At 36.7% G+C, this 13,764-nt stretch carries 13 protein-coding genes and 1 other RNA gene; 4 read left to right on the forward strand and 10 right to left on the reverse strand.

Annotated elements, in window-relative coordinates; translation table 11 throughout:
• Positions 1–21: 21 nt before the first annotated feature.
• Complete coding sequence (ytxJ, locus tag CJ263_RS18285) at positions 22–417, forward strand: bacillithiol system redox-active protein YtxJ (RefSeq protein WP_094998592.1); 396 nt, start codon at positions 22–24, stop codon at positions 415–417.
• Between the two features lie 31 nt (positions 418–448).
• Here the strand turns inward: ytxJ and CJ263_RS18290 are convergent, their stop codons facing one another.
• A complete protein-coding gene (locus CJ263_RS18290; protein WP_094999310.1) occupies positions 449–1,633 on the reverse strand; it encodes a hypothetical protein in 1,185 nt (394 codons plus the stop codon).
• A gap of 260 nt (positions 1,634–1,893) precedes the next feature.
• On the opposite strand from CJ263_RS18290, the gene glyA reads away from it, so the two are divergent.
• Entirely contained in the window at positions 1,894–3,183 is a 1,290-nt protein-coding gene (gene glyA, locus CJ263_RS18295) for a serine hydroxymethyltransferase (protein ID WP_094998593.1), read from the forward strand.
• Here the strand turns inward: glyA and CJ263_RS18300 are convergent.
• The 8 genes from CJ263_RS18300 to CJ263_RS18330 form a co-directional block, all read right to left on the reverse strand.
• Positions 3,180–3,836 carry a hypothetical protein gene (locus CJ263_RS18300; RefSeq protein WP_094998594.1) on the reverse strand — a complete coding sequence of 219 codons (657 nt, stop codon included), beginning with the start codon at positions 3,834–3,836 and terminating at the stop codon, positions 3,180–3,182. The genes glyA and CJ263_RS18300 overlap by 4 nt on opposite strands.
• A gap of 150 nt (positions 3,837–3,986) precedes the next feature.
• Positions 3,987–4,655, reverse strand: a complete 669-nt coding sequence (locus tag CJ263_RS18305) for a response regulator (protein WP_094998595.1) — start codon at positions 4,653–4,655, stop codon at positions 3,987–3,989.
• Positions 4,656–4,681: 26 nt separating this feature from the next.
• A complete protein-coding gene (locus tag CJ263_RS18310) occupies positions 4,682–6,760 on the reverse strand; it encodes a tetratricopeptide repeat-containing sensor histidine kinase (protein ID WP_094998596.1) in 2,079 nt (692 codons plus the stop codon).
• Positions 6,761–6,858: 98 nt separating this feature from the next.
• Positions 6,859–7,035 carry a hypothetical protein gene (locus tag CJ263_RS21030; RefSeq protein ID WP_158657194.1) on the reverse strand — a complete coding sequence of 59 codons (177 nt, stop codon included), beginning with the start codon at positions 7,033–7,035 and terminating at the stop codon, positions 6,859–6,861.
• Positions 7,036–7,181: 146 nt separating this feature from the next.
• Positions 7,182–7,913 carry a LytR/AlgR family response regulator transcription factor gene (locus CJ263_RS18315; protein WP_094998597.1) on the reverse strand — a complete coding sequence of 244 codons (732 nt, stop codon included), beginning with the start codon at positions 7,911–7,913 and terminating at the stop codon, positions 7,182–7,184.
• 143 nt (positions 7,914–8,056) lie between these two features.
• Positions 8,057–9,598, reverse strand: coding sequence for a hypothetical protein (locus CJ263_RS18320; RefSeq protein ID WP_233726865.1), 1,542 nt, complete (start codon positions 9,596–9,598; stop codon positions 8,057–8,059).
• Between the two features lie 20 nt (positions 9,599–9,618).
• Positions 9,619–10,005 (reverse strand): acyl-CoA thioesterase, encoded by a 387-nt coding sequence (locus CJ263_RS18325; protein ID WP_094998599.1) that lies wholly within the window; start codon positions 10,003–10,005, stop codon positions 9,619–9,621.
• A gap of 1 nt (position 10,006) precedes the next feature.
• On the reverse strand, positions 10,007–11,062 hold the full coding sequence (locus CJ263_RS18330; RefSeq protein WP_094998600.1) for a glutaminyl-peptide cyclotransferase: 1,056 nt from the start codon (positions 11,060–11,062) through the stop codon (positions 10,007–10,009).
• 112 nt (positions 11,063–11,174) lie between these two features.
• Here CJ263_RS18330 and ffs point away from each other — a divergent pair.
• Both ffs and CJ263_RS18340 read left to right on the forward strand, forming a co-directional pair.
• Positions 11,175–11,273: signal recognition particle sRNA small type (ffs, locus tag CJ263_RS18335), an RNA gene on the forward strand.
• A gap of 91 nt (positions 11,274–11,364) precedes the next feature.
• On the forward strand, positions 11,365–12,174 hold the full coding sequence (locus CJ263_RS18340; protein ID WP_094998601.1) for an SDR family oxidoreductase: 810 nt from the start codon (positions 11,365–11,367) through the stop codon (positions 12,172–12,174).
• A 24-nt stretch (positions 12,175–12,198) separates the two neighbouring features.
• On the opposite strand, the gene CJ263_RS18345 is transcribed toward CJ263_RS18340, so the two are convergent.
• Positions 12,199–13,584: a TlpA family protein disulfide reductase gene (locus tag CJ263_RS18345; RefSeq protein WP_094998602.1), complete on the reverse strand. Its 1,386-nt coding sequence runs from the start codon at positions 13,582–13,584 to the stop codon at positions 12,199–12,201.
• Positions 13,585–13,764 lie beyond the last annotated feature (180 nt).

Consider the following 13,764-nt stretch of genomic DNA (forward strand, 5'->3'; position numbering starts at 1 on the left):
GTCATTTAAAGTTAGTGGAGAATGGGATTATTTGGTAATTTTTTTGGTAAAAATGATAATGGAAATTCTGAAAGTGGTATGGATATACCGTGGATTTCCCTTGAGAATACAGATCAGCTAGAGGTATTGACGAAAAATTCTGGAACAAGACCTCAGGCCATTTTCAAGCATTCCACCACATGCGGTGTGAGCAGAATGGTTTTAAATATGTTCAAGACCTCTTATGGTCTAGAACCTTCCCAAATGGATTTCTATTTTTTGGATTTGCACGCACACCGGGAGGTATCCAACGAAGTGGTGAAAAGATTTGGGGTTGTGCATCAGTCGCCCCAGTTATTGATTATTAAGAATGGGGTAGTGGTAGCCCATAGTTCACATGGGGGCATATCGGAAATAAAATTAGAACAATATGTATAAAAAAACTCCGCACATTTGCGGAGTTTTTCTTTTAGTTAAAATGTTGTCTTGTAAGAATCGATTTTAAATTATTCTTTAAATCTTCTCCTGCGTCGTAGACCATTTGTTCATTTGTGGGAAAGGGTACTCTTGCAGCTTGTAAGAAAGGTAGCAAATCATTGTCCAAAGCACGTTTGTCTCCGTTATAATTGGCGAATATATGCTCAAAAACGAACTCACTGGCCAAAGGATATTGATTTATTTGTTGTTGCTTTCTTAAGTCCGTAAAATTAACCACCCCAACGACCTGAGCGCTTTTGAACTGGGTAAATTGATAAAAATCACACCTAACAGTTTTAAACTTATCCACTTTTATTTTGTTTCCTAGGCTATCCTTAACAATATTGCCATTTTGGTCTTCTACATACTGATAACCATCCTTGATCTGTTTTTCCTTTATAATCTGTTTTTCATTTACCTGTTCCGGTGAAATGTTGATATCTTGAAAGGAAACCTCCATTAAATAATCATAGTCGATGTTAGCCAACTTGTTGGTATGGTACTCTGTCCATAGATTGTTTAATCCATAAGTATTCAGATTCAACAATTCGTCTTCAAGTCTCTGTGGTATTACTTTATCCGTATTGTTTACCATCTCTACCACCACATAATCCAATCCTTTTTGATAAGCTTCATCCATTTTCAATTTGGTATCCTTATAATTTGGATTAATTTCCTCCAAATATTTTAAATCATCATACGCACTCCTATACTCATTTTTATAACGGGCATTTTGTAAAAGGCCCACTGCATTATTATATAGGAATTCCGATAGATTTTCCTTTGCTGCAATGATATCAGAATCGTAATTGTTGAAATTGAACCTGGCGTTGCGGTTTTCTTCCATAATGTAAAGCGGCAAAAGGGGTCTAATACCTTGTTGAATCTGTTTCAATCTGGAATAGGACTCATAAATAGTTTCATAATTGGCGGGATTGCCATCTTTTTTTAGAAACTTAATATTCTGAAGCTCACGCTCCGTGTTTTTTTGATATGCTTCCTCCAATAATAAGATGTAGGCCTGATTACCTTTTTTGGTCTTGTTTTCTGCAATATTTGCAATGGCTTTGTTTATGGCCGCATTATAATTCCCAGAATTCAATGCCTCTTGTGTTCTTTTTACTCCACTACAAGAGTATACCAACACAATGATGCCAAGAAGTAGAAATTTTTTCATAACTAGAACTTTAAGGGTTTCAATTGGAGCTATTTCAATAGCTATGCCAGAAATATTCCAATACATAACGAAAAAGGTTGAAGATTAGTGTAAAAGGGATGAATTACACTTTTTAAAGTATTGGAAGTAACATTAAGAGTTGAAATTCGCCTTCAGTTATTAACCATTGTTGAATAAAATAATAGTGAGCTTACCATTTTTATGGTAATAGAAATGGGATCATATTGTATTTTTGCAAAAGATTAAAATACATCAACAACATGGAAAGGGATAATCGAATATTTGAACTCATTGAAGCGGAAAGAAGGCGCCAAAAAAACGGTATTGAATTAATTGCTTCTGAAAACTTTGTGAGCCCACAGGTTATGGAGGCTGCCGGTTCCGTTCTAACGAACAAATATGCTGAAGGATATCCAGGGAAACGTTATTATGGCGGATGCGAAGTTGTCGATGAAGTAGAGCAATTGGCCATTGATAGGGCAAAGGAGTTGTTTGGGGCGGAATATGCCAACGTACAGCCCCATTCGGGTTCCCAAGCCAATGCTTCTGTATATCATGCCTGTCTTCAAGCAGGTGACACCATTTTGGGGTTTGATCTTTCCCATGGGGGTCACCTTACCCACGGGTCTCCGGTCAATTTTTCCGGTAAATTGTACAACCCGGTTTTTTATGGGGTAGATGAAAAAACGGGAACGCTGGACTATGATAAAATTCAGGAAATAGCAACGAAGGAGCGACCAAAACTTATAATAGCGGGAGCCTCTGCCTATTCTCGCGATATGGATTTCAAAAGGTTTCGGGAAATTGCCGATAGTGTAAACGCTTTGTTGTTGGCCGACATTTCGCATCCCGCCGGTTTAATAGCGAAAGGATTGTTAAGTGACCCCATACCTCATTGTCATATAGTGACTACTACTACCCATAAAACCTTAAGAGGACCAAGGGGAGGTTTGATTTTGATGGGTAAGGATTTTGACAACCCCTTCGGAATCAAGCTTAAGAACGGTAACCTAAGAAAGATGTCCGCCTTATTGGATTTGGCCGTTTTTCCAGGCAATCAAGGAGGACCTTTGGAACATATCATTGCAGCAAAGGCAGTAGCCTTTGGGGAAGCGCTTACCGAGGAATTTGGGGAATATATGCAACAGGTGAAAAAGAATGCAGATGCTATGGCCAAGGCTTTTGTGGCCAAGGACTATAATATTATTTCCGGTGGTACTGACAACCACATGATGTTGATAGATCTCCGAAATAAGGGAATTACCGGTAAGGATGCCGAAAAGGCTTTGGTATTGGCCGATATTACGGCAAACAAGAATATGGTTCCTTTTGATGATAAATCACCATTTGTAACCTCTGGTATTCGTTTTGGAACAGCAGCAATTACAACGAGAGGGTTGGTAGAAGAGGATATGAAGACCGTTGTAGAATTTATTGATAAAGTATTGACGAATCCCGAGGATTCTCAGGTAATTTCGGAAGTTAAGAACAGTGTCAATGCCATGATGGGAGGCAGGGAAATCTTTAATGAAATGTCGGTAAAGGCCTAATTATTTTCATCGAACATATAATAATCTAAATTGGCAGAAATAAATTTGTTGTGCTGTACATCAAATATTAATCCGTCAACTTCAGATTCCATGTATATGCCCCAGTATTCTGTATAGCTATTTAATGTTGGTCTCTTTTCAACACCGTTCAGAGAACTATTTAATGAATCCTCAAAGACCGGTATAAATATTTCTTCAGGCTGTTCCGTTAAACCCTTTGTAATGGAAACGTATTGTTTACCTATTTCAGATATGATATTGTTGAACTGCTCAGGAATACTGTGCTTATAAATATTTTTGATGACAATATTCGTGTCATTTAAGTACAAGGTAAACTCCTGAATATCAATATCCAATTCCTTGTTATATGCCAATAAACAATCAAAACTTTTGGCCAAAGGCGATTTTGTAATCTCAGAGGAGCCCCAAAGCCCTTTATTGAAATGACTTAAAATATCCAATAGGTTAAGTGGGCAGTTTAGCTCAACGACCAAGTCCAATTTATGGGTGCTATCACTATTGTTTTTAAGTATAACTTCTGAAAAGTATCCCAACTCAATCGATTTTTTAAAATCGAATAGACCGAGCATAACGTCAGTGGACTTGACATTTATAAAATCAATGGAATGGTAATTATTTGGTTTGAAAAGCATTCTTTACAATCTCTTTTATAATAAAGATAGCTTTATTGGAAATTCATAGGACTTAGGAAAACCTTAGAATTTCGGAGGAAATTGTAATATTCTGAAAATATAATTTACAAAGAATTGATTTTCAGTATTTTAAAATTTCATGGATTCGGGTTATAAGAACCCTCTTTTCTTGGCTTCTTGAATGAGCGCCAAATCATTTCCGTTTTTTACCCCAAAAATAGCTTTTAGCTGTCGTTTTCTGGCCTCTACGGTAGTATTGGCAGACGCTATTAAGGGAGCAATATCCCGAGTATTGGTTCCCAGGGATAAATAATACAGTATTTTTTGGTCCTGCTCGTCAATTTCGATATTGCTGGCCATTCTTCTACGAACGGCGCCCAATGCACTGGCCGTGTAATATGGAGGTTTTTTAACTATGGTTTCTACCATGGTTTTTAAGGACATTTCATCAATCTCCGACTTAACCATATAACCATCAGGATTAACCGCTTTGAAAATGTTATTAATTCGGTAGCTATCACTAAAAGAAGACATGAAAACGACCTTTGAGTCGGGTACAATTTCCCTTGCCAATTTACCTAAATCAACACCAGACCTAGGGTCCTTGGACTCTGCGGGGAACAATTGTATATCCAACAAAATTATATCATATGGTAAAGTTCTTGCGGAGTGTTCAATTTTTTCCTTTCCCTTATCATAGCTTTTAGCTATGTCCACTTTGACCATAAAATCTTCAAACTCCGCATCCTCTAGGATATATTTATATCCTAAAGTTGTCATTTCATGATCATCCACCGCCAGAATCCTCACCGTATCCATTCTTTATCAATTTTAAGATTATTCCTTTAAACGTTCTGTAATGTACCTTTTGTATTTGAATCTACAAAATATAAGGGAATTTCCAAGATTATTGTGGTTCCCGCATTGGGTTTGGATTCCATTCGCCATTGCCCTTTTAACTTTTCTATTCTTGAGCTAATATTCCGCATGCCAATGCCTTTTCTTTCCTTTTCCAAATCAAAACCTTTTCCGTCATCTCCCATTTCTACAATAAGATTGTTTCCGTCTCTTTCAAAGCTAACAAAGAAATTATCAGCCTCGGAATGCTTTATGGTATTTTGTAGACATTCCTGAATCATACGATACATATTTATTTTGATTTCCCCTTTAAGTTCATCATAGTCCTCGTCCTCATCATACTTGAATGTAGTGATAATATTGGAATTCTCTTTTGCGGAACTCAATAAATCCTCAACAGAGTTGATAAAATTGTTTATTTTTTGATAAGCGCTATGGCTTAGTTCATGTGAAATAGATCGTACTTCCTCTTCTACATTTTTAAGTGCTTTTATCGCTTCCATCCTAGCTTCAATAATTTCTTGCCCTTCCTTTTTGTTAAGTCCGGTCAATACCATACGTGCACCCAACATTTTACCAAGAACGCCATCATGGAGTTCCTCAGAAATTCTTTTTTGCTCCAATCTCTTTACCTCGTCTACTTTTTGTTTTTGGGTAAGCATCAAGTTGAAAATTTCTTGATTATTGGCCTGTTGCTGTTGTGTAAATAGGAGCTTTTGGTTCTTGGCTCTTTGATTAATGATAATATAAACCGATAACCCCAAAAGGAAAAAACCAAGGGCCACCCCGGTCCAAATCTGCTTTTGTCTGGCTAGAACTTCTGTCTCTTCTTCCAACTGTTCATTTTGGGCAATAAATTCATCAGTCTCAAAACGGATGCGCGCAAATTTGTTTCTAGCCTTACGTTCTTCCTTGACAATGCTATCATTTAAAGCAATATATTTTTGGGCATATTGCGAAGCATTTTGATTTTCTAAACGGGCTAAAAAAGCATAGGTTTCCAATAGGCGCTCGTTACTGGAACTTTCCTTGGCCAAGCGCATCGCTTTCCTTGCGCTGACCACTGCTTTTGACGTATCTTTGAGGTATAATTGATATTGGGCTTCGATAAAAAAGGAAGACGCCAAGCCTCTTATATCTTGAAGACTATCATTTATTTGTATCGAATTCTCAATTAATTTCCTCACCTGAGTGGTGTCATTCAACTTTATTTTGGTGAAGGCAAGATTACTTAGTATTATGGCATAAAGCTTCTTATCATTATTCGCTAAATTTTTATTGCTAAGGCTTTCTTTGAAAATTTCTAAAGCTTTTTCGTATTCTTCTAGGTCCTGATAAACCATACCTCGATTATTCATATTCTGTAATACATCACGTTCTGAATAATCAGTTTTTTTTAAATAAAACAAGGCCTCATCATAATATTGAATGGCTTGTTCGTACTCTTCCAAGTCTTGTGTGATTATGGCGAGGGTATTGTAAGAATAATAAAGTTCTTTGCTTTTGCTTAAGGGCTTTAGGCGTTCAATGGCAGCTATGGCATTGGCTTCACTACCCACGTAGTCCTTTACCTCCAACTGTTGAATGGCCATGTTATTTAGCATGCGCCCTGAAAGGTAGGAATTCCCTTGGGCCTCGAATATTTTGTGGGCTTCAGAATAGCTCTGGTAAGCACTGTCCTTTACTGAGTTTTTACTATAAAAAAATCCTCGGTCCCAGAAGGCATTGGCCAATGCAGTCGAATCATTTAAATCTTTGGCCAAACGTATGGTCTCCCAATTTATATTTTTGAAAAGGTTATTAAGTCGTGATGAAGAACTATAATAGGAAAGACTTGATAAAAATTTTATTCGAAGGCTATCCGATTTGATTTCATTAGATAATTCAAAGGCTTGACCCAGTAATTCATTTCTCGTTGCCTGTGAAATCCTAGGTGAGTTACTCAAGTCAATGAGACTATCAATTTGTGTTTTTAGCCCATTTGAATAATCTGAAGTTTTTTCATTTTGGCTTTGGAGGATATTTAAGAATACAAAGGCAAATACGAAGAATTGGAATTTTTTCAATCGATTAGGTTTTGTCCTGTAACTATTTACCTACAAGATATAAAAAAGCCCTGAACTTTAAGGTTCTGGGCGTGATTTAATTATTTCCTAAAAGAATATTAAGCAATAGGCTTTGGAGGGTCCCTTCTATCTTCAGTTGTAGAACAACCATCACAGGCCAACATTTTGCTCAAATCTTTCATAAAATCAAACTCGTTTGCAGTGTTCTCTACTACGTAGGTGGTTAGTCCTAATGCCATTAATGCTACTGCTGCAATACTTACTACTTTTTTCATTTTTTTAGTGTTTTTTTAGTTAGGGAAACGTTTTTTTATTACACTACTAAAGTAATAAGCCAATTTGTCGAAACAGCCTATTTTACTGGGTGTTTAGTGGATGGAGCGGTTCTGATAGTATTTGAACCGATTTTGAGAGAATTCGGTCAGTTTAGTGAGGAAATGCTGTTCTTTGACAAGGTTTCCTTCAATTGATCCATCTTGTCCTTGTAGGATTTTGAGAAAGGCAGGTTTTTTTCACCCTCTTTTAATGCGCAGATATTCTTACCAAAGTTGATTCTGGAAACATAATCTGTATTTACGATGTAGCTTTGGTGAATGCGGATGAAATTTTGAGGCAATTGCTTTTCAAAAGTCTTCAAGGTCTTGAAAGCGTTTACCACGGTTCCGTCCTTCATAAAAAATTCCGTGGTATTGTTGTCCGCCTGCAAATAGAGAATATCCTTGGTATTCAAATATTGAAAATCATTGTAGGACTTTAAACATATGGTCTGAGGTTGCTTTGTCTTGGGCATTCTTTTCCTCAGTTTCAAAAGAGATTTTCTAATATCGAACTCATTAAACGGCAATAACCAATAATCAAAAAAACCATTCTTTATAGCATCATAAGCATGTTTCTTGGATTTGGAAATACCTATCACTACGGGAATGTCCAGAAGGTATTGGTGCATTTCCAGTACCATTTGAAATTGGGCCTTGGCTTTTTGGTCCAGATTGATAAAAACCAAATCGGGGGAATACTTAAGAATTTGGTTCAGACCGTCATCAGGACTTTTTGCTAGTCCTGAGCAAGAAAAATCCCCATACTCTTCCAAAAAAGTGCTCAATTGCAAATTGGAAACGGCATCAGAATCTATAATGACGTAAGAATATTCCAAATCTAAATAGTGTTCACTCGCAAGGTACTAATAGACTGAAAATCTTTGAACTAGGAAAACCTTATAAAAATGGAGGATATTATTATATTTTTTCTAAATATTTACTTTTGAAAGTTTTTTCCTCGAGATATATAAGGTATAGATTACTCCTCCTTTGCCGTTGCCTCATAAACACCTAAATCCGGTGATGAAATTCTTTCCCTATTTAGCAGATCAAATGGGACTTGTTGCGCAATGGGAATGCTACCCTTATTGATAACATCGGAATCCAGTCCGATCCTAAAATCATTTGCCCGGGTATTAAAATAATCTGGATCTCCATTTAAAATACAATTGATAAAATTCGGACCTTCAAAATTGTAAAATGAATCATCCGGAGAGGCCGGACCTGATTTATTGAACTTTATAAAGCAATTTTCAAAACTGTAATTAAAAATATTCTCCCCATTGGAGGAAAGTGTCAATTCCGACATGGAATTTCCATCTATAATGGAATTTCGGAAATCGGCCTGTAACAGATCAACTCCTAAATTTACATCGGAATCTTCATAATTCCTTAGACTCAAAGCTCTACCCGTCCTAAATCCATTGGTCCAATAATTGGAAATGGTAGCATGAATAAATTCATACTTGCCTCCTAAGTCACATTTTAGCGATGAACTCCCCGCATTGCCCAACAATATATTTTTGGCCTTTATGGTTGCCGATTTGGCCCAAAGGTTAAATAAGGAACTGTTATGGATTTGGCTATTGGCAATGTCTAAACTTGAATCCTCTATTTCAATGTTCCCTTCCACATAAATCCCTATTTCAGCGTTCTTAATAGTAAGATGGTCGATGCTATTACTTATACTTCCTTTTGTAATAAATATCGTTCCCCATTGACCCGGTGTATTTGAAAAGGCCGGTTCCAACCTATCTCCCTCAAATATGACTTCACCTTCCAACAGGTCTTGGTCTATACTATGGGTGCCGTTAACTTCTAACGAGGCGGTTGGCCTAACCAGTATTCCAGAACCATTGTGAAAATGAATCCTGGCACCGGCATCTATTGTAAGTTTTTGGCTTTCAGGAATAGCGGCATACCCGTAAATAACATAAGGTTTGTTATTATTGAAATGCAGTTGGTCATCCGTAAGTTCAAAACTTTCTACCCATACCTCGGTGCCATCTTCCCGGGTATATAACATAATTTTCTCTTTTGTCCCGTTGGAATCATTTTTGGGATAAAGGAAAATTGCATCCTTTGCCAAAGTTACCAGTTCTACTTCTTGCAGATATATATCATTATCAAATTGAATGGCATCTGTATATATTAACTGTGAAGTATTATCTGGAAATAAAGTAACATTGGTCTCTATAAAAATGAAAAGGCTGTCCTCAGCATATAAAGGTATGTCCTCAAAGTATTTTCCAGCTTTTCCATCCACATTTAATCTGTATTGACTATCGGCGCCGTTTCTTAGCTTAATTGATGGAATAAGGATATCGTCTTTGGTAGTATTATATACTTTAAGCGAATAGGTACTGCTGCCTATACCTTTGAAAACAGTATCCAAGTATACGGTATCCTTGGAAAAAGAAAGATGGCCATTGCTGGAGGCAAATTCAAAATCCTTTCTACAGGAACTGCCCCAGAGCACCAATATAAACAGTATCACCAGTATAGGAACCTTCTGTTTCACCATCAAGTTTTTGTTGTGATTTAGGAAAAAATATGCTGTATATCTTCTGAAATCCGCATAGGTTTATTAGTGTCCTTATTTAATAGACACCATTCAGTACTTGAACGGACCAAGAGCGTTTTTGTTATTTCATGAAACATTTCCACGACACGAATTGAAATTGCACCTTTACTTTTCTCTATATATGTGGAAATTAGTATCGGGTCATGGAGCACCGCTGGTGACTTATATTCAATGGTATGTTTCAGAACCACCCAAACTACCTCGTTTTGGATATCAATAGGTGCCTTTTTCTGCCAATGTTCTTTAGATATATCCTGTATCCATTGCACATACCTAACGTTGTTCACATGATTTAGGTCATCCAAATCCTCTATTGAAACTTTGATACGTTTCGTAAAAGACATATTATTTTTTTTGAATTTCGACTTCGAACAATTTGTCCCAGTCTTTCCCGGTCACAAAAAATGTCTTCCGGTCTGGATGATATGCGATACCGTTCAATACATTTTCTGTATCTACCCAGTTTTCAGTTTTGGTAACCTTATCGCTTAATCCACCAAAGTTTATAACACCTTCAATGGCTCCACTTTTGGCATCGATGATCATGACACCGGGTTTTTGATATACATTGGCATAAATTTTCCCATCTACATATTCTAATTCGTTGGTGTCCGCAAACAGAGATTTGTTGGTGGCAATCTCTATGTGGTCTTCTTCGACCAGAGTGTTCGGGTTCAAAATCCAAATTTTATCGGTTCCATCACTTTTATAAAGCTTTTCTCCATCGTTTGTAAGTCCCCAACCTTCTCGGCTTTTACCATACTGGAAATTATCCAATTTTTTCATGTTCTTCAGTTCATAGATAAAGCCCATACCACTACGCCAAGTTAACTGATATATCTTGTCGTTCAATATTGTAATGCCTTCCCCAAAATAAGTTTCGTCCAAATCGATTTGTTGATATACCTTTCCAGTCCTGTAATCAAATTTTCTAAGAAAGGAGCGCCCATTCTTTCCTGTACCTTCATATAACGTATCATTGTGGAATTCCAAACCTTGGGTGTAAGCATTGGGGTCATGGGGATATTCGTTTAAAATGGTATAGGTATAAATTTCGGGTGCTTGTGAGGCTAAAACTTTTAAATTCTTGGTTACTTCAACAACATTTCCTTCATAGGTAATGGTAGCCTTTAACACCTTATTTCCCAATTTGGGAACCCAGAAGTCCAACTTATTACCTACAACGCTTAATTCATTGCCATCAATGCTATAAACGACATTTTCTATCTCCTTATTCTTCATATTTTTTAAGGAAACCCCAACTTTTTCATTTTGGTTCACTTGTTTTGTGTTGCCTTCCAGTTCTATCGTGAAAAGTGAAGAAGGCTTTTGATTACCGCTCCCACAGGAGACAATCAAAAGAAACAACATAATGGCTTTGCTTGTTCTAAAAAATTTCATTTGAAATTGTATTCTAAAATTCTAAGGTAATTATGTCAAAACGGCAAGTTAAACCATAAATTTAGAATGTAAAAAGGATTGTGAAAGATTTAAAAGGTTGTATATTTGCACCCGGCAAGTCCTACACGACCAGCTCCTGTAGAATCCCCCAGGGTGGGAACGCAGCAAGGGTATACGGTCGTAGCGGTGCGATGTAGGTAGCTTGCCTTTTTTTGTACCCGAAAGTTATCAATGCGTTCATATTCCTTTGAATCAAAATCCATTCATTTTTTTTATACACTTACCGACCTTATTTTTGAAATATGGATTCTAAGATAGTACTTATCACAGGTGGGTCATCCGGTATTGGAAAAGCCATCGGTATATATTTGACCAAAAAGGGTTTTACCGTTTATGGAACTACACGAAATTTAAAAAAATATCCGGATTTTACCGAGTTCCAACTATTGGAAATGGACGTTAGGGAACCGCAATCGGTGAACAGGGCTATTGACGTGTTATTGGAAAAGGAAAATAGATTGGACGTATTGGTCAATAATGCAGGGGTAGGAATTACTGGACCTCTGGAGGAAACCCCAAACAAGGAGATATTGAATGCCTTTGATATTAATTTTATCGGTCCGCTTAACGTAATAAAAAGTGTTTTACCCCAAATGCGGAGACAAGGTTCCGGTCTCATTATCAACATTACCTCTATAGCTGGTTATATGGGATTACCTTATCGCGGAATTTATTCCGCCACAAAAGGTGCATTAGAACTTATTACAGAAAGTCTAAGGATGGAAATCAAGGACTTTGGGATAACATGTACTTGTTTGGCCCCCGGAGATTTTGCTACCAATATCGCCGCAGGTCGCTATCATGCACCTGTAAATAACGATTCTCCGTATAAGGAATCTTATGGAAAGACATTAAATACCATTGATCAAGATGTGGACAAAGGAGGAGATCCGGAAGAAGTAGCAAAAAAGGTTTTGCAAATAATCAATACAAAAAATCCGAAGGTGCATTATAAGGTCGGCGCTCTACTTCAAAAATTTTCAATTGTCCTTAAAAAAGTACTTCCCGATACATGGTACGAGCAACTCTTATTAAATCACAGCAAGAAATAATTGATTATTGACTTTGACCAAAGACTAAAGGTCGTTTCTATAAATATTGGAAAAAGCATCCACAATCATAGCATCTTTAGTGATAATACATTTATTCATAGGATAGAGGATAAGTTTTTCGGCAAGCTGTTCTAAATCGTCCGCTTTGTATTGACTATGAGCATCAAAACCAAACTTATTAACTATAGCCTTCCAATTATTGGTTTCGGTTCTAAAATTAATACCGATAAAATCATAGTCCGGTTTAAGCGCCTGCAACTCTTTAACACGGCTAAATATATTTTCATAATGGTTTTTATCCGTAGCGGACCAAAAGTAAAATACAACCTTTTTATCCTTACTTAAGGAAGGAAGAGAAACCAAAGTATCTTTCATGGATACCACATTAATCTCAGGTATCGGACTATTGGGCTGAATATTGCTAATACCATTATACAACCTTTCGATTTCCTTAATATGCATATTGTTTCCAGATATCCTTTGGAACTTCTCTATGAATACTTTATTGCTATCAACATCGTGTTCCCGTAATAAATAATTGAAGGCAACGTTCCTAAAAAGATTGTCTTTGAGTTCTTTTTCACCCACCAGACTATCAATAATAGCCAATTTATGTTGGTTAAAATGTAATTGGTTATGGGTGGTACCAGCTTTTTTTCCACAAGAATGAGAGCAGTTCATATAAGAAAGGTTCCCCATGTGAGACTTCATAAAATCATAATAGGGTCTAAGATAGATTAGGTTTTTGTTATTATAATCTATTCCTTTTCTGTAGGCGTAAAAATCACTTGGTAAATCATGAAGTTCATCTTCACGTAAGGATCCCCTATGCTTAAATGGATAAATCTCCTTGAACCTGTAGAAGGTATAATTAATGCTGGCCTTGGCAATTTCGTAAGCGGTATCGGAAAGTTTGGCTTCCTTATTTAACGCTTCGAGAGCTTGGAGCTTTTCATTTCGTAATTTCTCGATTTTCTCCGAAAAATCATCTCCTTCCAATGCGTAAAGCTCTGAGTACATTAATTGCTCCACTTCCTCATCTTCTAGAAAAATCTCCAAAAGAAAGTTATTTAATTCCTCGTTGGTTCCTGAAAAAACCAAAGATTCATCAAAATAGAGCGTATTTAAACGTATCCAAACACTATCACCCTTTTCTAAATATACATATTGCTGCTCAGGACTATGATTGAAGTGGTATAAACCATCGCTTACGTTATCAAACTGGAATGAGAATCTGTTATTTTCGTCAAGTTTAGCAGAATCCAGAGCATCGCTTCCTTTGAAAAGCACTACATACTCACTTGTTGGATTGACAATTTCCCCAGCGAAGAAAACACTCTGGTCATTCCTTTCAGGTGTATTACATCCAATTAAACATAAAGCAAGAGCAATAGGTAAAAATTTATCCATACACAAAATGGGCAACATTTAGGACCAAAAATAAGGATACCACACTTCGCTCCTTGTTAATACCTAGTTAAAAATTAATGGATTAGGATGAAAGGATGATTGTAGGGGATGATATGAAATGTTTATTGGTTTTAGCCTTTAAAATTCTGTATTTTTGCACGGATTTTTAAATCGTACCCT

Origin of the sequence: Maribacter cobaltidurans (assembly GCF_002269385.1) — a bacterium.
Lineage (GTDB): Bacteria > Bacteroidota > Bacteroidia > Flavobacteriales > Flavobacteriaceae > Maribacter > Maribacter cobaltidurans.

Bases quoted from the DNA above. Each gene is read 5' to 3' on its own strand.
- CJ263_RS18325 (WP_094998599.1), bottom strand. From the start codon at position 10,005: ATGTCTTTTACGAAACGTATCAAAGTTTCAATAGAGGATTTGGATGAC.
- CJ263_RS18345 (WP_094998602.1), bottom strand. From the start codon at position 13,584: ATGGATAAATTTTTACCTATTGCTCTTGCTTTATGTTTAATTGGATGT.
- CJ263_RS18340 (WP_094998601.1), top strand. From the start codon at position 11,365: ATGGATTCTAAGATAGTACTTATCACAGGTGGGTCATCCGGTATTGGA.
- ytxJ (WP_094998592.1), top strand. From the start codon at position 22: ATGGGATTATTTGGTAATTTTTTTGGTAAAAATGATAATGGAAATTCT.
- CJ263_RS21030 (WP_158657194.1), bottom strand. From the start codon at position 7,035: ATGAAAAAAGTAGTAAGTATTGCAGCAGTAGCATTAATGGCATTAGGA.
- CJ263_RS18290 (WP_094999310.1), bottom strand. From the start codon at position 1,633: ATGAAAAAATTTCTACTTCTTGGCATCATTGTGTTGGTATACTCTTGT.
- CJ263_RS18305 (WP_094998595.1), bottom strand. From the start codon at position 4,655: ATGGATACGGTGAGGATTCTGGCGGTGGATGATCATGAAATGACAACT.
- CJ263_RS18300 (WP_094998594.1), bottom strand. From the start codon at position 3,836: ATGCTTTTCAAACCAAATAATTACCATTCCATTGATTTTATAAATGTC.
- CJ263_RS18330 (WP_094998600.1), bottom strand. From the start codon at position 11,062: ATGAAATTTTTTAGAACAAGCAAAGCCATTATGTTGTTTCTTTTGATT.
- glyA (WP_094998593.1), top strand. From the start codon at position 1,894: ATGGAAAGGGATAATCGAATATTTGAACTCATTGAAGCGGAAAGAAGG.